Source organism: Streptomyces sp. NPDC127038 (genome assembly GCF_042725875.1).
Taxonomy (GTDB): domain Bacteria; phylum Actinomycetota; class Actinomycetes; order Streptomycetales; family Streptomycetaceae; genus Streptomyces.
Map to the genome: position 1 here is coordinate 12,685 of NZ_JBHXDQ010000002.1, position 17,178 is coordinate 29,862.

Sequence of the window (17,178 nt, forward strand, 5' to 3'; positions counted from 1 at the left end):
GCCGGGACAGGAACCGAGGTGGAACAGGAACCAGGGCGGGACGGACAAGGGTCCGGACGGACAGGGCCCGGACATGCGTCGCGGTCACGCCGAAGGCGTACGCGGCCGACCGCCGCTCCAGGCGCGGCGGTCTCCGACCGCGCCGGGCGTACGGGAGTGAGCGGTGAGGTCGCGAACGCGCCGGTTCGAGAGGCGGGCGTGGTTGTTCCCGTGGAACAGCCTTGCTGCAGAGGTTGCTTGACACCACGTCAGCGACGACGGGGCACAGCGGGTGCGCGGTGGCTGCCGGGAACGACTACCGGGTCAGCGACAACAAAACGCACTGGCGACATGCGCCAGATCGATGTGGCGCCGCCGGGTCAGGTCCACGCGCGGGTTCATGGGACGGGAGTTCAGCAGACGGTCCCGGCGGCGGTCAAGGAATTCGGACCACGGTCTTGCATCGCGGACAGGTGAGCTTCTCCGTCTGCCGGGAGCGCCCGACGAAACACGCCGGTCCGGCTGGTTCGTGACGCCGCCATGTGGTTATCTGGGGTCATGACCGTGCTCGTGACCCGCCGCCACGTCGATTACGTGCGTGTCACCACCACCGGTTGTCCCGCCGCGAGCTGACACCACGCTCGGGCCTCTGACCAGCGGTTGCTTCACCGCTTCGCGCTGAGAACCCCTTCACCGCGCCCGTCTCGGCACGCCCTTTCCCACCACCGCGTTCACCTCGCCGCGTTCACCTCGCCGCGCCGAGCACCGCCGCCACCGTACGGGCGGTGGTTCGCGTCGCCGTGCTTCCCGCGCCCTCCCTTCGCCACCCTCCTTACAAGGAGCGCCACCATGAGCCAGCCCATCGACTCCGTCACCGCCGGCCACACCCCGGAAGAGACACCCCCGGGACCTGACACCTCGGCATGGTCCTTCGAGACCAGGCAGATCCACGCCGGGGCGGCGCCCGATCCGACCACCGGCGCCCGGGCGACGCCGATCTACCAGACGACGTCGTTCGTGTTCCGCGACACCCGGCACGCGGCCGACCTGTTCTCGCTGGCCGAGCCCGGCAACATCTACACGCGCATCCACAACCCCACCCAGGATGTCTTCGAGCAGCGGATCGCCGCACTGGAGGGCGGAGTCGCGGCCGTCGCGCTCGCCTCCGGGCAGGCGGCGGAGACCCTGGCCATCCTGACGCTCGCGCGGTCGGGCGACCATGTCGTCTCCAGCACGTCGCTGTACGGCGGCACGTACAACCTGTTCCGGCACACGCTCCCCAGGCTGGGCATCGAGGTCTCCTTCGTCGACGACCCCGACGACGCCGAGGCCTGGCGCGCGGCGATCCGGCCGAACACCAAGGCGCTGTTCGCGGAGACGCTGGGCAATCCGCGCGGCAACGTGCTCGACGTGCGGGCGGTCGCGGACGTCGCGCACGCCGAGGGGGTGCCGCTGATCGTGGACAACACCGTCCCGACTCCCTATCTGCTGCGGCCCCTTGAGCACGGCGCGGACATCGTGGTGCACTCGGCGACCAAGTTCCTCGGCGGGCACGGCACCACCATCGCGGGCGTGGTCGTCGACGGCGGCACCTTCGACTTCGGGGCACACCCCGACCGGTTCCCGGACTTCACCGAGCCGGACCCGAGCTATCACGGGCTGCGGTACTGGCCGGCCCTCGGCCCGGGCGCCTTCGCCGTCAAGCTCCGGGTCCAGCTGCTGCGCGACCTCGGCCCTGCACTCTCCCCGCACTCCAGCTTCCTGCTGCTCCAGGGCGTGGAGACGCTGAGCCTGCGCATCGAGCGGCACTCGGCGAACGCCCTCGCGCTCGCCGAATGGCTGGAGCGGCGGGACGAGGTCGCCGCCGTCCACTATCCGGGTCTCCCGTCCAGCGACTGGTACGAGGCGGGCCGGAAGTACCTGCCGCGCGGCGCCGGTGCCGTGGTCTCCTTCGAGCTGCGGGACGGCGTGGAGGCGGGCAAGCGGTTCGTCGACGCGGTCGAGCTGTTCAGCCATCTCGCCAACATCGGCGACGTACGCAGCCTGATCATCCATCCGGCGTCCACCACCCACAGCCAGCTCGACGACGAACAGCTCGCGGCGACGGGCACCTCCCCCGGCCTGGTGCGTCTGTCGGTGGGCATCGAGAACCTCGCCGACCTCAAGGCGGACCTGGAGGCGGGCTTCCGGGCCGCCAAGGGCGCCTCCTGAACACCGTGTTGACGACCCATCAGGAGCCCCTTCCGCCGGCCACGGGTGCCTGGCGGGAGGGGGATCCCGCGGGGCGTCGCCGGTGGTACCGCCACGAAGAACCGCTCTCGCTGGAGGCGGGAGGCCAACTGCCCGGTGCACGGCTCGCGTTCGAGACCTGGGGACGGCTCGCGCCGGACGCGTCCAACGCGGTCCTCGTCCTGCACGCCCTCACCGGCGACAGCCATGTCGCCGGGCCCGCCGGGGCCGGTCACCCGACCCCCGGCTGGTGGGACGGGCTGGTCGGACCGGGACGCGCCCTGGACCCGGACCGCTGGTTCGTGGTGGCGCCGAACGTCCTGGGCGGCTGCCAGGGCAGTACCGGTCCCTCGTCGCCCGGACCCGACGGGCGCCGCTGGGGCGGTGGCTTCCCCTTCCTGACACAGCGCGACCAGGTGACGGCCGAGGCCGGTCTCGCCGACGCTCTCGGCATCGGACGGTGGGCGCTGGTGGTCGGCGGTTCGATGGGCGGGATGCGGGCGCTGGAGTGGGCCGTGTCGTATCCGGAGCGGACCGGTGCGCTCCTGCTGCTCGCCACGACCGCTTCGGCGAGCGCCGAGCAGATCGCCTGGGCCGACATCCAGCTGCACGCCATCCGCTCCGACCCGAACTGGCTCGGAGGCAACTACCACGACACCGGCCGCGGTCCCCTGACCGGACTCGGTCTGGCCCGGCGGATCGCCCAGGTCACCTACCGCAGCGAGCCGGAACTCGACACCCGGTTCGGCCGTACGCCGCAGGGCTCGGAGGATCCCTGGAACGGCGGCCGGTACCAGGTCGCGTCCTACCTGGGCCATCACGCCGACAAGCTGGTGCGCCGCTTCGACGCGGGCAGCTACGTCGTGCTGTCCGAGGCGATGAACAGCCATGACGTCGGCCGGGGGCGCGGAGGTGTGCGCGCCGCGCTGCGCCGGGTGACCGCTCCCACCCTCGTCGCCGGGGTCGGCTCCGACCGCCTCTACCCGCCGGCCCAGCAGGCGGAACTGGCGGCGGGCATCCCGGCCGCCGACGGTCTCCGGCTGATCGAGTCGCCGTACGGCCACGACGGATTCCTCATCGAGGTGGAGCAGGTCGCGGCCCTGGTGGGCGAACTCCTCCCCCCGGGCCGCGCCTCCCCGCTCCCGGGGCCGGAAACCGGTCCACCAGGGACCTTCGGCCTATGACCCTGCCCCGCGACCGTCCGAGACTGGGAACAGGAGTGAGCGCTGGCGAACCGCTGCCGGACGGTGGCGGGACCCACCGGTCACGGGACCGTGCGCGGCGCTCCCGCGGACGAAGCGTCCGCCCGGCGGGGGCCACCGGTCCTGACACCGGGCCGTGGGCCGAGGAGCCGCACGAAGGGAAGCCACCGTGAACACCGAACCCCTCGACACCGACACGATCACGGAGCTCGTGACGGACGCCGTCGCCGCACCCTCGCTGCACAACGCCCAGCCCTGGGTGTTCCGCTGCGTGCGGGAGACCGGTGTCGTCCGGCTGTACGCCGACCCGGAGCGCGCGCTTCCGCACACGGATCCGGAGAACCGGGGTCTGCACATGGGCTGCGGCGCGGCACTGTTCAATCTGCGGGTGTCCGCCGCGGCGGCCGGGCTGACCCCGGAGGTGCTGCTGCTCCCCGATCCCGCCTCCCCGGATCTCCTCGCCGAGGTGCGGCTGTCCGGAACCGGGCCGCCCGGTGACACGCTCGCGGGGCTGGCCCCCTCGATCCGGCGTCGGCACTCCAGCCGCCTCCCCTTCCGCGACCAGGAGCTCCCCGTCGCCACGAGAGAACAGCTGTCCGAGGCCGCCCGACTCGAAGGGGCGGAACTCTTCTTCCCCGACGCCTGGCACGTACGGGCGATCCTCGATCTGATCCGGGACGCCGAGGACTCGGAAGCGGTCGATCCGGGGGTACGCGCGGAGACGGTGCGCTGGACCCGTACGGAGCCGTCGGCCGTCGGCGCGGCGGCGGACGGCATCCCCGCCGAGGCCTTCGGACCGCGGCAGCGCGGCACTTCCGCCCCGATACGCGATTTCGCCGTCGGCCGTCCGATGCCGGGCCGCGACAGGACGGCCTTCGAGAAGAACCCGAACATCGCCCTGCTCGGGACGGCCCGCGACGAGCCCGTGGACTGGCTGCGCGCGGGCCAGGCCCTGGAACGGGTCCTCCTGCAGGCGACCACGGACGGCCTGGTCGCCTCCATCACCTCCCAGCCGCTGGAGTGGCAGGACATCCGGTGGGCCGTCCGCGACCCGGTCTCCGCCATGGCGCACGTCCAGATGGTGATCCGCATCGGCCACGGCCCCGAGGGCGCGGCGAGCCCCCGGCGACCGGTGACGGACGTGCTCGGCTTCCTCTGACACGGTCACGCGCGGACCGGCACCGTCACGCCCCGACGCGGTCGGCCGGTCGGCGTCACCGGCCTCGGTGCGCGAAAGGGCTGAAAGCCGGGATCCAGGGCTGAACGGCCCATGCCGCCCGCCCCTCGCCAAGGGCACCGTGGGAGGTGACACCCCCTCCCGCGCATGAGCGGACGAGAGAGAAGGCGGTGGACCTCATGACACTCCCCCTCGTCGTGGGCGTCGACGGATCGGACGGCAGCCTCCTGGCCATCGACTGGGCGGTGGATCTGGCCACACGTAGGGGGCTTCCCCTGCGGCTGGTCCACGCGTCCCTGTGGGAGCGCTACGAGGGATCGTTGCCGACGCTGACCCGCGAACGCTCCTCCGAACAGGTGCTGGCGGAGCACATCGTCGCCTCGGCGGCGGAACGGGCCCGCCGGATCGACCCCGGTCTGGACGTCTCCACGGCGACGGCGGCCGCCGAGGCCGTCTCCGCTCTCCTGGACGAAGCCCACGGCGCCACCGCCCTGATCACCGGTTCGCGCGGCAGGGGAGAACTGAAGGGCACGCTGCTCGGCTCCGTGAGCCTGGCCGTCGCCGCGCGCGCGGACTGCCCGGTCATCGTGGTCAGGGGCGACAGGACGGCCCTGGCCGGATCGCACGAGCGCGTCCTGCTCGGTGCCGGTGACCCCGACACCTGCCGGGACGCGGTCGCGTTCGCGTTCCGGGAGGCCGAGGCCCGCGGCTGTGAGCTGGATGTGGTCCGGACCTGGCGATGCCCGGCGCGGAAAGGGACGGACGACGCACCGGCCGACGATCCGGAACATCAGCACGAGAAGGAGGCCGCCGCGCTCATCGAGGACCTCGTCCTCGACGCGTCCGCCGCCCACCCGGACGTGAGGCTGCGCCGCACGACGGTCGAGGGCGCCGCGCGCAAGGTCCTGGTCGATCGCTCGGCCGCCGCCGACCTCGTGGTCCTCGGAGCGCGTCGCAGGTCCGGCCGCTTCGGGTTCCAGCTCGGCCGCGTGAGCCACACCCTGCTGCATCACGCCGCGTGCCCGGTGGCGGTCGTACCGAACGTCGCCCCGAAAGCGGCCTGATCGCCCGACGCGGCGCCACCAGGTCCCCGACGGGACAGAGGGCCGGACGACGGATCCGTCCCGTCGGTCCCGGCCCACGGGAGGCGGTTCGCCCATGAACACTCGGACCACCGGCGCGGACGAGGAGACGCGGGTGCTGGTCGTGGAGGACGACCGGGGCATCGCGGAGTCGCTGGCGCGCGGACTGCGGCAGGCCGGCTACGCCGTCGAGGACGTACGCACCGGTGGAGCCGCGCTGGCGGCCGCCACCCCCGACGTCGTCCTGCTGGATCTCGGACTGCCGGACATCGACGGCGTCGAGGTGTGCCGCAGACTGCGTGCCCGGTCGGACGCCGCGATCATCGCGGTCACCGCGCGCGGCGAGGAGGCGGACCGGGTGGTGGCCCTCGACCAGGGGGCGGACGACTATCTGGTGAAACCGTTCGGGCTGGCCGAACTGCTCGCGAGAATCCGGGCGGTCCTGCGCCGACGCCGCCCGGCCGGGCCGGAGACCGTCCGGCACGGGCCGCTGGAACTGGACCTGCGTACCCGGCAGGTGTCGGTCGACGGACGTGGGGTGGCGCTGACTCCCAAGGAGTTCGGCATTCTGGAGTGCCTCGCCGCCGATCCGGGCCGCGTGGTCAGCCGGCGGCAGATCCTGGAGCGGGCCTGGGACGCCCACTGGTACGGACCCACGAAGGTCCTGGACGTCCACGTCGCCGCGCTGCGGCGCAAGCTCGGAGCGCCGGGACTGATCGAGACCGTCTACGGGCACGGCTTCCGGCTCGGGACGGTCACGGCCGCCGGGGAGCGACCGTGACCCGCAGGATCGCCTGGACGCTCGTGGTCCTGACCTCCCTGCTGCTGGCGCTGGCGGTGATACCGCTGGCGGCGTCACTGACGGCTCGTGAGCGTGTCTCCTACGGCGACAACCAGCGTGGCGCCACCCGGGTCGTCGCCGCGGTGGCCGAGGAACATCTCTCCGACGGCAGACCGGCCACCACCCTGCACCAGGAACTCGCCGCCACGGCCCGAAGGGGCGACTGCGCCGCCGTGTACGACGCCTCCGCGCACCTGGTGGCCAGTACTCCCTGCCGGGCGGCTACGGGGAAGGCAGCGGAGGCACTGGCGGAGGACGTGCTGCGCGGCCGCGAGCCGGAACCCCCGGAGAACGAGGGCCGGCTGCTGACGGCGGAGCCGGCCGGGGACGTGCGCGGGCCCGCCGGCGCCGTGGTCCTGGCCCGTTCCGCCGCTCCGCTCGATGCCCGTGTCGCGGCGATCTGGGGCTGGTCCGCCGTGATCGGGACGGTGGGACTCGCGGCGTCCGTGCTGCTGTCCGTGCGCCTCGCCCGCTGGGTGAGCCGCCCGCTGTCGGCACTGGACGCCTCCACCCGGCGGCTGGGCGAGGGCACCCTCGACGAGCGGGCCGAGGTCGCCTCGGGTCCCCCCGAAGTACGCCGTCTCGCGGCCACGTTCAACACCATGGCGGCCCGCACGGAAGCCCTGGTCCACGGCCACAGGGCCGTGGTCGCGGACGTGTCCCATCAACTGCGCACCCCACTGGCCGCGCTGCGCCTGCGCCTCGATGTCCTGGCCGCCGGCGCGGACGACGCGACCGCCACGGAACTGGCCGCCGCCCAGGAGGAGATCGCCCGGCTGTCCCGGCTGGTGGACGGACTGCTGGCGGTCGCGCGCGCCGAGCAGGCCACACCGAGCGCGACCGCGGTCCGGGCCGACGAGGTGGTCGCCGACCGGGTGGCGGCCTGGACCCCCGTGGCCGAGGAGCGCGGCGTACGGCTGACCGCCGAGCCCGGCGGCGGGGCGCTGACCGTCGCGTCGGGGGCAGGTCATCTGGAACAGATCCTCGACAACCTGATCGCCAACGCCGTGGACGCCGTGCCACCCGGCGGGCACATCGTCCTGGGGCACCGTGCGGCCGGTACCACCGCGACCCTGTACGTGCGGGACGACGGTCCCGGGATGACGGCCGAGGCGAAGGCGGCCGCCTTCCGGCGCTTCGGCAGCCGCAAGGCCGGCGGCACCGGCCTGGGCCTCGCCATCGTCCACCGGCTGGTCACCGTCAACGGCGGCGGCGCCCGGCTGGAGGACACTCCCGGCGGCGGCCTGACCGTCGCACTGGACCTGCCGCTGTGGCCGGAGCCCGGACGCGAGCGGGGCGGCGGACCGAGATCTTTACCGGTTCCGAAGAAGTCCTGAGCGCGTTCCCGGGAACCGCGGGCACAGCCTGGAGATGCGCACAGCCGATCCGGCCGCCGAACCTCCGGGAGCCCCGCCATGGCATCCTCACCCGACGCCTTCCGGCCGACACCCTCGTCGGCACCTTCCCCGCTCGCCCGCGATCGCGGGCTGCGCCGCAGCCGCCGTACCACCCGGTGGGCGGCCGCCACCGCGGTGGCCGGCGCGGCGGCCCTGGGCGGTCTCTACACCCACCTGCTGCCAGGCGGTCCGGCAGCACCGCCGCCCGCCGCGGCCCCGTCCGCCGGGAACGTGACGCCGGCCCCCACCTCGTCCGCCACCACCGCCGGTGAGCACGACGAGGGGAACGACGACGAGGGCGCGGCCCCCGCCGCGCCCTCGGCACCGCAGCCCCCGGCCCGGCCGCCCACGCCCTCCGCCCAGCAGCCGCACACGACGACGGGGGCGTCATGACCACGCGCACGACCGCACCCCCGCCCGCACGGATCGCCTTTCCCGCCCTGGGCACCACCGCCGAACTCCTCGTCACCGACCCGGACGCGCTGCCGGTGGCGGAGGCCGTGCTGCGCGACGAGCTCCGAGCCGTCGACCTTGCGTGCAGCCGCTTCCGCCCGGACTCGGAACTCACCCGCGTCAATGTGGGCGCGGGCGCCCCGACGACCGTCAGCGAGCGTTTCGCCGAAGCGCTCCGGGCCGCCCTGCAAGCCGCCCGGATCACCGGCGGCGCAGTGGACCCGACCGTGGGCCGCGCGGTGATCGCGCTCGGCTACGACCGCACCCTCGCCTCCGTGCGCCCCGACGACACCCGCTCCGTACCCGTGGGCCGGCCCGCGCCCGGCTGGCGACGGGTCGGGTGGGACCCTCGCACCCGGCGGCTGTGCCTGCCGCCGCACACCGGTCTCGACCTGGGCGCGACGGCCAAGGCGCTCGCCTCCGACCGTGCCGCGAGGCTCGCCGCCGCGGCCGGCGGCTGCGGCGTCCTGGTCAACCTCGGCGGCGACCTGGCCACGGCCGGACCCGCGCCGCGGGGCGGTTGGCACATCGCCCTCGCCGACGACCACGCCGAGTCCGCGACGGAGCGGTGCCCCGCCGTGACGGTCGGCGGAGGGGCGTTGGCGACCTCGGGTGTCCGGGTGCGCAGCTGGCGGCGTGGCGGACGCGTCCTCCATCACATCGTCGACCCGGCCACCGGGGAGCCGGCCGCGGTCGTGTGGCGCACGGTCACCGTCGCGGCGGCCACCTGCGTGGACGCCAACACGGCCAGTACGGCCGCGGTCGTGCTCGGCGAGCGGGCGCTGCCCTGGCTGCGCACGACCGGCCTTCCCGCCCGTCTGGTCGGTCCCGACGGCACGGTCGTACGCGTCGGCGGCTGGCCGCCCGACCTCCCGGCGCCCGGCTCGGGAGGTCCGCGATGACGGTCCTCGCCCTGACCGGCAGCCCCCTGTGGTACGCGGGCCGTGCCGGCGGAACGATGTCGCTGGTCCTGCTCACCGCGACCGTGGTGCTCGGCATCGCCTCCGGCGGGCGGTCCGCGCCCCGCCGGATCGGCCGTTTCGAGCTCGGGCTGCTGCACCGCGATCTGTCCCTGCTCACCCTGGTGTTCCTCGTCGTGCACGTGGTGACGATGGTCCTCGATCCGTTCGTGCACCTGGGGTGGGCGGTCACCGTGGTCCCGTTCGGGGCCTCGTACCGGCCGCTGTGGCTCGGGCTGGGCACGATCGCCTTCGACCTGCTCCTCGCGGTGCTCGTCACGAGCGCGGTACGGGTCCGGCTCGGGGTGCGCCGCTGGAAGGCGGTGCACCATCTCGCCTACGCCGCCTGGCCGTTCGCGCTCTTCCACGGCGTCGCGACCGGCACAGACACCCGCGGACCGGTCCAGCTGTGGATCTACGCCGTGTGCCTGGCGGCGGTGGTCTCGGCCGTGTGGTGGCGTCTGGCGAAGGCCGGTCCGGGACGGGTGCCCGGACGCCTGGTGGGTGCGGCCGCCGCGACGGCGGTGCCGGTGGCGCTGACGGCGTTCCTGGCGGCCGGGCCGCTCCAGCCGGGCTGGGCCCATCGCGCCGCCGCGGCCGCCCTCCTGTCCGGGGGCGGACGGTGAACCCCTCGGCCACGCCGGCCTCCGGAGCCGCGACGGTGTCCGCTGTCCCGGCGGACTTCGCGGTCCCGACGGGCTGCGCGGTACCTGAGGTCTCCGCGGCCTCGGCGGGCTTCGCGGCCCCGGCCGTTTCCGCGGCCGCCCGCCGTGTGCCCGGGCCGGACGACCCCGCCGCACGTCTGTTGGCGGGTTGGTACGCCACCGGCCGGCCCGCCGGCCTGACGGATCACCTGCGACGCCACGGACCGCCCCCCGTCGCCACGGTTGCAGGCGGACGTACGACGCCGCCGCTGGTGGAGGCCGTCGAGGCGGCCGGGCTCACCGGACGCGGCGGAGCCGGTTTCCCCACCGCCCGGAAACTGCGGGCCGTCGCCGCGGGCCGCCGCCGGCCCGTACTCGTCGTCAACGCCATGGAGAGCGAACCGGGAAGCCGCAAGGACCGGTTCCTCCTCGCGGTCGCACCCCATCTGGTGCTCGACGGTGCCGTCCTCGCCGCCGCCGCGGTCGGAGCGGACACGATCCATGTGTGTCTGCCCCGCACCCGCCCCGTCCAGCAGCGGGAACTCGAAGCGGCCGTGGAGGAACGACGACGTGCCCGCCCGGACCCTGTCCGGATACGTCTGCACGCCCTGCCCCACGGCTACGTCTCCAGCGAGTCGACCTCGCTCGTCCGCTGGCTGAACGGGGGTCCGGCCCTGCCGACGGGGAACCCGCCGCGCAGCCACGAGCGCGGTGTGGCCCGCCGCCCCACCCTCGTCCAGAACGCCGAGACGCTCGCCCATCTCGCCCTCGTCGCCCGCTACGGACCCGAGTGGTTCCGGCGCACCGGCACCCCGGAGGAACCCGGCACCACACTCCTGACCGTCTCCGGCGCGGTGACCGCCCCCGGTGTCCTGGAAGCCGCGCTCGGTACCCCGATCGCCACCGTCCTCGACCGTGCGGGAGGCCCGGCCGAGCCCCTCCGGGCGGTCCTGCTCGGCGGCTTCGGTGGAACCTGGCTCCGGGCCGAGCACCTCCGGACCCCTCTGGCGCGCCGCGAACTGGCTCCGCTGGGGGCCGCGCCGGGCGCCGGTGTCCTCATCGCCCTCCCCCGCCCGGCCTGCGGGCTCCGTGAGACGGCCCGTGTGCTCGGCTATCTCGCCGCCCAGAGCGCCCGCCAGTGCGGCCCCTGCCGGTACGGACTGCCCGCCGTGGCAGAGGACTTCGCCGCGCTGGCCGACGGCCGGGCCGACGAGGAACTGCTGTCCCGCCTGCGCCATCGGACGGGTCTGCTCTCCGGGCGCGGGGCCTGCGGCCACCCGGACGGGGCCGCCCGGCTGGCCGCCTCCGCGCTGCTCGCCTTCGCCGACGACGTCGACCGCCATCTGACGCAGGGCACCTGCCCCGCGGCGTACGAGCCGCCGCGGATCCCCGTACCGCCCGCCACACCCCCGGAGACATGGCGATGACCCCTGACCGGACCCTGCGCGTCGACCGCGTGGCCTGTACCGGCCGGGGACTGTGCGCCGAACTGCTCCCCGAGCTGATCGGCCTCGACGAGTGGGGTTACCCCGTTCTCGACGAGAGCACCGTCCCCGACCGGCTGCGCGGCCACGCCCGGCGGGCCGTCGCCGCCTGCCCGCGCCTGGCCCTGCACATGGACGGCGGATAGGGTCCCGCCGCCGGTCGCGCGGGCCGTGGGTCAGCCCTGGTCGCCTCCGTGCGAGGCCGTCTTGGAGAAGCCGTCGTGCCAGGCCGCCTTCGCCCCCGAGTCACCGATGCGGTAGACGTCCACGACGGCACCGGCCGCCACCACCAGCGACAGCACCGCGGCCGCGACCCGCACCAGCGTGGCGGGGCGGCGGGCACCGTCCGAGGCGCCGGACGCGGCGCGGCCGAGCGCCCACCAGATGGCGAGTGCCAGGACGAACAGGCCCCCGGCCCAGGGAAGAAGGCCGTCACCGAGCTCGGCGTGACGGCGCACCAGCGCGTCGCTCTCGACGTGCCGCTCCAGCCATTCACCCGCGTTCGTGGCGAGCGGCACGCTCGCCAGGGTGACGAAGGCGAACACCGGCAGCACGATGCCCAGGCGCTGGGCGGCCTTGGGCCATATCGCGCAGACGACGAGAGCCAGCGCGGTCAGCGGTACGAGAACGATGACGAAATGCACCAGCAGTACGTGCGCGGGCAGGCCGTTGACCAGGCTCATCGACAACTCCTTCAAAACGGTGGGACCTCACGGTCTTGATCAGCCGCGCCAGCCTGGCACAGGAATTTCTCAGCTTCTTCTGAGTACCGGACCGTCGGTTTCGGCCTGATTTTGGGGCCGTCCGGCCCATGTCGGCGCCTTCCGTCCGGGCGGAGAGTGGAGAGAGGAGCAGGGCGAATAGAGGTGTTCTCACATGACCGAGACTCAGTTCACCGTCAGTGACGTGATGACCCAGACGGTCGTGGCCGTCGGACGGGACGCCCCGTTCAAGGAGATCGTGCGGACGCTGGAGCAGTGGAAGGTCAGCGCCATGCCCGTACTGGAGGGCGAGGGGCGTGTCATCGGCGTCGTCTCGGAGGCCGACCTGCTGCCCAAGGAGGAGTTCCGTTACGAGGAGCGGAACCTTTCCCAGCAGGCGCTGCGTCTGACGGACACCGCCAAGGCCGGGGCGACCAGGGCGGCGGAACTCATGAGCACGCCCGCCGTCACGGTCCACCCGGACGCCACCCTCGCGCAGGCGGCCCGGATCATGGCCGTCCGGCACGTCAAGCGGCTGCCCGTGGTCGACGACATCGGCATGCTCCAGGGCATCGTCAGCCGCGCCGATCTGCTCAAGGTGTTCCTGCGGCCCGACGACGAGATCGCGGAGGAGGTCCGCCGTACGGTGGTCTCCCCCCTCTTCCCGGGCTTCGGCCACGCCATCCACGTGAACGTGCACGACGGGGTCGTCACCCTGCGCGGTCACATCCGTGACACCTCCCTCGTCTCGGTCGCGGTACGTCTGGTGCGCGCCGTCGAGGGCGTCGTGGACGTCGAACCGCGGCTCACCGGTGGGCCGGAGGACGCCGGTGAACCGGGGCCGCACGGCTCCTGAACCGCCGGCCGCGCCGCACGACGCGCCCTCCGGCGGACTCTCCGGCCCCTGCGGGCTCTCGGGTGCCGCTCACACCACCGGAAGGCCGGGGCGGACGAGTGTCCCCGAGGTGCCGTGGACGATCTCGTACGCCGCGTCCAGGGCGCCGATCGCGGCCAGTCCCCCGGTGCGTTCCACGAAGCGGGCCGCCGCCTCGGCCTTGGGTCCCATGGAGCCCGCGGGGAAGCGGCCCCGCCGCAGTTCGGCGGGCGTGGCGCCGAGGACCGGCCGCTGGCCGGGGGTTCCGTAGTCGGTGTAGACGCAGGGCACGTCGGTGAGGATGAGGAGGAAATCGGCCTTCACCTGTTCGGCGAGCAGGGCCGCCGTGAGGTCCTTGTCGACGACGGCCTCCACTCCCGTGAGCGCTCCGGTGTCCGCGTCGGCGACGACGGGCACGCCTCCGCCGCCCGCGCAGATGACGAGCGTGCCGCCGGCGAGCAGGTCGTGGACGGTGTCCGTCTCCAGGATCCGTTCGGGCTCCGGGGAGGGGACGACACGGCGCCAGCCGGTGGTGTCGGCGGCGATGTGCCAGCCGCGCGCACGCGCGAGCGCCGACGCGATGTCGTAGGGGTACACCTGGCCGACGAACTTCGTGGGGTGCCCGAAGGCCGGGTCGTCGGACCGGACGAGGGTGTGGGTGATCAGGGCGGCGGTCCGGTGTCCGGGCAGTGCGTCGTGGAGGCTGCGGGCCAGCAGCGTGCCGATCAAGCCCTGGGTCTGTGCCCCGAGCAGGTCGAGGGGGTAGGGGGCGCTCAGGGCCGGATCGGCGGCGCTCTCCACGGCGAGCAGGCCGATCTGCGGACCGTTGCCGTGCGTGATGACGATCTCGTGGTCATGGGCGAGGGCGGCGATCGCGCCGGTGACCCGGTCGATGTTCGCCTTCTGGACGACGGCGTCGGGTCGTTCGCCGCGGTGCAGCAGGGCGTTGCCGCCCAGAGCGATGACGATGCGCATGACTCGGTCCTCCAAGGGGGCGAGCGGGATGGTCGTGACGGCGGGCGGGCTGTCGTGAAGGCGGGTGGCTCTCCGACTGGCAGCCCAAAGCGACGCGGAGAAACGGGGCCGGGTGGGGCGGAGGACCGTCGGATCGGCCGGTCCTGGCACGATTCTTCGCGCTGCCGGCACCCATGGGCAGAGGCCGAGCCTCCCCGCGCGGGCCCATTGGTCCCGGCCTTCGCGTCCGCACGGCCCACCGGCCACGCGTACGAGCGGCCCGGCTCCCGCGCGAGGGGCCGACCGGCCCGATGGAGGGGCCCGGCAGCACCTGCGTCCTCGCCCGCGCCGGTCGCATGCTGGAGATGTGCCCCCGCTCGCAACCCGACCGAGGAGACCGGCGTCATGGCCCGTTTCGTGTACGACTTCGCAGAAGGCAGCCGCGATCTGGCCGAGCTGCTCGGTGGCAAGGGTGCCAACCTGGCCGAGATGACCCGGCTGGGACTGCCCGTCCCGCCCGGCTTCACCGTGACCACGGACGCCTGCCGGGCCTTCCTCGCCACCGGCTCAGAACCGGACGGTCTGATGAGCGAGATCTCCGGGCGTCTCACGGTCCTGGAGGAGGCGGCGGGACGGCGGCTCGGTCAGCCGGACGATCCGCTGCTGCTGTCCGTGCGCTCGGGCGCGCGGTTCTCGATGCCCGGCATGATGGAGACGATCCTCGACGTCGGCCTCAACGACGAGTCCGTCGTCGGGCTGGCGAAGGTCTCCGGGAACGAGCGCTTCGCCTGGGATTCCTACCGCCGTCTCATCCAGATGTACGGCAGTACGGTCATGGGCGTCGACGGTTCCCTGTTCGAAGGCGTCCTGGACGACCTGAAGCGGGCCAGGGGCGCGGCGACCGACCTGGATCTGACGGCGGCGGACCTGGCGGGGCTCGTCGAGTCGTACCGGGACCTGGTCCACCGGGAGACGGGCGCGTACTTCCCGCAGTCCCCGGCGGAACAGCTGCGGCAGGCGGTGCTGGCCGTCTTCGCGTCCTGGAACGGCGAGCGTGCCCGCATCTACCGCCGCCGTGAGCGCATCCCCGACGACCTGGGCACCGCGGTCACCGTGCAGACCATGGTCTTCGGCAATCTCGGCGCCGACTCCGGCAGCGGTGTCGCCTTCACGAGGGACCCCGCGACGGGGCGGCCGGGGCTCTACGGCGACTACCTGGCGAACGCGCAGGGCGAGGACGTCGTCGCGGGCATCCGCAACACCGTCCCGGTGACGGCGCTGGCGGAGCTGGACCCGGTGTCGTACGAGCAGCTCCGTTCCCATCTGACCACGCTGGAACGGCACTACCGGGATCTGTGCGACATCGAGTTCACGATCGAGCGCGGCCGGTTGTGGATGCTCCAGACCCGGGTCGGCAAGCGCACCGCCGAGGCCGCGTTCGCCATCGCCGCCGAACTGGCCGACGAGGGCCTGATCACCCGGGACGAGGGTCTGGCCCGGGTCGGCGGGGAAGGGCTCGCGCGGCTGATGTTCCCCCGGTTCGACACCTCGGCCGTGGGCGAGCCCCTCGCGCACGGTCTGCCGGCCTCTCCCGGCGCTGCCGTGGGCGCCGCGGTGTTCGACTCGGTCGAGGCCGTCCGCCGGGCCGCGGCGGGCGAGAAGGTCGTCCTGGTGCGTCAGGAGACCACCCCGGACGATCTGCCCGGCATGATCGCCGCGCAGGCGGTGCTGACCAGCCGCGGCGGCAGGACCAGCCACGCGGCCGTCGTCGCCCGGGGCATGGGCCGGGTGTGCGTGTGCGGGGCCGAGGAGATCACGGTGGACACCGGTGCGCGCAGGTTCACCGTGGGGACCACCGTCGTCGAGGAGGGCGCGGTCGTCTCCGTCGACGGCTCGCAGGGTGCCGTGTACCTGGGTGCCGCTCCCCTGGTCGACTCCGCGGTGATGCGACACTTCGAGACCGGCGAGCGGCCGGACGCGCTCGTCGGGGCCGTCGCCGACGCGCTGGAGCGGGCCGACCGCGTACGACGACTGGAGGTGCGGGCGAACGCCGACACCCCCGAGGACGCGGCCCGCGCCCGGCGGTTCGGCGCGCAGGGCGTGGGGCTGTGCCGTACGGAGCACATGTTCCTCGGCGAGCGCCGCACCCTGGTCGAGGCGATGATCCTGGCGGGTGACGAGACCGAGCGGGAACGGGCCCTGGGCGCGCTCCTGCCGCTCCAGCGCAAGGACTTCAGCGGCATCCTGGAGGCGATGGACGGGCTGCCGGTGACGATCCGGCTCATCGACCCGCCGCTGCACGAGTTCCTGCCCGACCGCACGGAACTCGCCGTACGGATCGCGGCCGCCGAGGCCCGGGGCGAGCGGCCGGACCCGCACGACAGCGAGCTGCTCGGCGCGGTGACCCGTATGCACGAGGAGAACCCCATGCTGGGGCTGCGCGGTGTGCGTCTTGGCCTGGTCGTGCCGGGGCTGGTCGCCATGCAGGTCCGCGCGATCGCCGAGGCCGTCGTCGAGCGGACGCGGGCCGGGGGCCGTCCCGAGGCGGAGATCATGGTGCCGCTCGTGGGCGCCGTCGAGGAACTGCGGATCGAGCGGGCCGAGGTGGAACGCGTCCTGGCAGAGGTCTCCGAGGAGTCGGGCATCCCCGTGAACTGCCCGGTCGGCACCATGATCGAGCTGCCCCGGGCCGCGCTGACCGCCGGCCGGATCGCCGAGGAGGCGGAGTTCTTCTCCTTCGGCACCAACGACCTCACCCAGACGACCTGGGGCTTCTCCCGCGACGACGTCGAGGCGGCGTTCTTCTCGGCCTACCTCGACAAGGGCATCTTCGCCGCCTCCCCGTTCGAGACGCTCGACCGAGACGGAGTGGGCCGGCTGGTCCGCATCGCGGTGGACGAGGGCCGCGCCGCACGTCCAGGACTGAAGATCGGCGTCTGCGGTGAGCACGGCGGCGACCCCGAGTCCGTGCACTTCTTCCACGCGGCGGGCCTGGACTACGTGTCCTGTTCCCCGTTCCGCGTCCCCGTCGCGCGCCTGGAGGCCGGACGCGCCGCACTCCCCGGAACCGGGTCGAGCGACAGCAGGTGAGGTGAGGACGTCGGACTCGGCGGGCCGGAGGCGTCGAACCCGCCGCCGCCGAACGGCCCCGCTCGCTCCCGGCGATCGACGGGCCGCGGCACCGGACCGGCACGCGGGGTGC

General features: G+C 73.8%; 15 protein-coding genes. 13 read left to right on the top strand and 2 right to left on the bottom strand.

The features are described 5' to 3' along the window. The first annotated feature begins 828 nt into the window (after nucleotides 1–828). The 11 genes from ACFWI4_RS01530 (at nucleotide 829) to ACFWI4_RS01580 (ending at nucleotide 11,593) form a co-directional block, all read left to right on the top strand. On the top strand, nucleotides 829–2,190 hold the full coding sequence (locus ACFWI4_RS01530; RefSeq protein ID WP_387189627.1) for a bifunctional o-acetylhomoserine/o-acetylserine sulfhydrylase: 1,362 nt from the start codon (nucleotides 829–831) through the stop codon (nucleotides 2,188–2,190). Continuing rightward, on the top strand, nucleotides 2,187–3,392 hold the full coding sequence (locus ACFWI4_RS01535) for a homoserine O-acetyltransferase (RefSeq protein ID WP_387190157.1): 1,206 nt from the start codon (nucleotides 2,187–2,189) through the stop codon (nucleotides 3,390–3,392). The genes ACFWI4_RS01530 and ACFWI4_RS01535 overlap by 4 nt, the downstream gene beginning before the upstream one ends. Nucleotides 3,393–3,579: 187 nt before the next feature. Then, nucleotides 3,580–4,569: an Acg family FMN-binding oxidoreductase gene (locus tag ACFWI4_RS01540; protein ID WP_387189629.1), complete on the top strand. Its 990-nt coding sequence runs from the start codon at nucleotides 3,580–3,582 to the stop codon at nucleotides 4,567–4,569. Between the two features lie 197 nt (nucleotides 4,570–4,766). Further along, nucleotides 4,767–5,651 carry a universal stress protein gene (locus ACFWI4_RS01545; protein WP_387189631.1) on the top strand — a complete coding sequence of 295 codons (885 nt, stop codon included), beginning with the start codon at nucleotides 4,767–4,769 and terminating at the stop codon, nucleotides 5,649–5,651. A 94-nt stretch (nucleotides 5,652–5,745) separates the two neighbouring features. Further along, a complete protein-coding gene (locus ACFWI4_RS01550; protein ID WP_387189633.1) occupies nucleotides 5,746–6,450 on the top strand; it encodes a response regulator transcription factor in 705 nt (234 codons plus the stop codon). After that, the gene (locus tag ACFWI4_RS01555) at nucleotides 6,447–7,847 is read left to right on the top strand and encodes a sensor histidine kinase (RefSeq protein WP_387189635.1); all 1,401 of its coding nucleotides are present in this window, start codon (nucleotides 6,447–6,449) and stop codon (nucleotides 7,845–7,847) included. Before ACFWI4_RS01550 ends, ACFWI4_RS01555 begins: the two co-directional genes overlap by 4 nt. 78 nt (nucleotides 7,848–7,925) lie before the next feature. Then, nucleotides 7,926–8,300, top strand: coding sequence for a hypothetical protein (locus ACFWI4_RS01560; RefSeq protein ID WP_387189637.1), 375 nt, complete (start codon nucleotides 7,926–7,928; stop codon nucleotides 8,298–8,300). Further along, nucleotides 8,297–9,262 (top strand): FAD:protein FMN transferase, encoded by a 966-nt coding sequence (locus ACFWI4_RS01565; RefSeq protein ID WP_387189640.1) that lies wholly within the window; start codon nucleotides 8,297–8,299, stop codon nucleotides 9,260–9,262. The genes ACFWI4_RS01560 and ACFWI4_RS01565 overlap by 4 nt, the downstream gene beginning before the upstream one ends. Continuing rightward, nucleotides 9,259–9,945: a ferric reductase-like transmembrane domain-containing protein gene (locus tag ACFWI4_RS01570; protein WP_387189643.1), complete on the top strand. Its 687-nt coding sequence runs from the start codon at nucleotides 9,259–9,261 to the stop codon at nucleotides 9,943–9,945. The genes ACFWI4_RS01565 and ACFWI4_RS01570 overlap by 4 nt, the downstream gene beginning before the upstream one ends. Nucleotides 9,946–9,980: 35 nt before the next feature. Beyond that, entirely contained in the window at nucleotides 9,981–11,390 is a 1,410-nt protein-coding gene (locus ACFWI4_RS01575) for an NADH-ubiquinone oxidoreductase-F iron-sulfur binding region domain-containing protein (protein WP_387189645.1), read from the top strand. After that, the gene (locus ACFWI4_RS01580) at nucleotides 11,381–11,593 is read left to right on the top strand and encodes a ferredoxin (RefSeq protein WP_387189647.1); all 213 of its coding nucleotides are present in this window, start codon (nucleotides 11,381–11,383) and stop codon (nucleotides 11,591–11,593) included. Before ACFWI4_RS01575 ends, ACFWI4_RS01580 begins: the two co-directional genes overlap by 10 nt. A gap of 30 nt (nucleotides 11,594–11,623) precedes the next feature. Here the strand turns inward: ACFWI4_RS01580 and ACFWI4_RS01585 are convergent, their stop codons facing one another. After that, nucleotides 11,624–12,130 carry a DUF2231 domain-containing protein gene (locus ACFWI4_RS01585; protein ID WP_387189650.1) on the bottom strand — a complete coding sequence of 169 codons (507 nt, stop codon included), beginning with the start codon at nucleotides 12,128–12,130 and terminating at the stop codon, nucleotides 11,624–11,626. 193 nt (nucleotides 12,131–12,323) lie between these two features. Here ACFWI4_RS01585 and ACFWI4_RS01590 point away from each other — a divergent pair, with 193 nt between their 5' ends. Then, the gene (locus ACFWI4_RS01590; protein WP_387189652.1) at nucleotides 12,324–13,004 is read left to right on the top strand and encodes a CBS domain-containing protein; all 681 of its coding nucleotides are present in this window, start codon (nucleotides 12,324–12,326) and stop codon (nucleotides 13,002–13,004) included. Between the two features lie 69 nt (nucleotides 13,005–13,073). On the opposite strand, the gene ACFWI4_RS01595 is transcribed toward ACFWI4_RS01590, so the two are convergent. Next, on the bottom strand, nucleotides 13,074–13,997 hold the full coding sequence (locus ACFWI4_RS01595) for a carbamate kinase (protein WP_387189655.1): 924 nt from the start codon (nucleotides 13,995–13,997) through the stop codon (nucleotides 13,074–13,076). A 384-nt stretch (nucleotides 13,998–14,381) separates the two neighbouring features. Here ACFWI4_RS01595 and ppdK point away from each other — a divergent pair, with 384 nt between their 5' ends. Further along, nucleotides 14,382–17,066 carry a pyruvate, phosphate dikinase gene (ppdK, locus tag ACFWI4_RS01600; RefSeq protein WP_387189657.1) on the top strand — a complete coding sequence of 895 codons (2,685 nt, stop codon included), beginning with the start codon at nucleotides 14,382–14,384 and terminating at the stop codon, nucleotides 17,064–17,066. Nucleotides 17,067–17,178 lie beyond the last annotated feature (112 nt).

Coding starts and splice junctions, on each gene's coding strand:
- ACFWI4_RS01530 (WP_387189627.1), top strand. CDS start 829: ATGAGCCAGCCCATCGACTCCGTCACCGCCGGCCACACCCCGGAAGAG.
- ACFWI4_RS01545 (WP_387189631.1), top strand. CDS start 4,767: ATGACACTCCCCCTCGTCGTGGGCGTCGACGGATCGGACGGCAGCCTC.
- ACFWI4_RS01550 (WP_387189633.1), top strand. CDS start 5,746: ATGAACACTCGGACCACCGGCGCGGACGAGGAGACGCGGGTGCTGGTC.
- ACFWI4_RS01560 (WP_387189637.1), top strand. CDS start 7,926: ATGGCATCCTCACCCGACGCCTTCCGGCCGACACCCTCGTCGGCACCT.
- ACFWI4_RS01565 (WP_387189640.1), top strand. CDS start 8,297: ATGACCACGCGCACGACCGCACCCCCGCCCGCACGGATCGCCTTTCCC.
- ACFWI4_RS01570 (WP_387189643.1), top strand. CDS start 9,259: ATGACGGTCCTCGCCCTGACCGGCAGCCCCCTGTGGTACGCGGGCCGT.
- ACFWI4_RS01580 (WP_387189647.1), top strand. CDS start 11,381: ATGGCGATGACCCCTGACCGGACCCTGCGCGTCGACCGCGTGGCCTGT.
- ACFWI4_RS01585 (WP_387189650.1), bottom strand. CDS start 12,130: ATGAGCCTGGTCAACGGCCTGCCCGCGCACGTACTGCTGGTGCATTTC.
- ACFWI4_RS01590 (WP_387189652.1), top strand. CDS start 12,324: ATGACCGAGACTCAGTTCACCGTCAGTGACGTGATGACCCAGACGGTC.
- ACFWI4_RS01595 (WP_387189655.1), bottom strand. CDS start 13,997: ATGCGCATCGTCATCGCTCTGGGCGGCAACGCCCTGCTGCACCGCGGC.
- ppdK (WP_387189657.1), top strand. CDS start 14,382: ATGGCCCGTTTCGTGTACGACTTCGCAGAAGGCAGCCGCGATCTGGCC.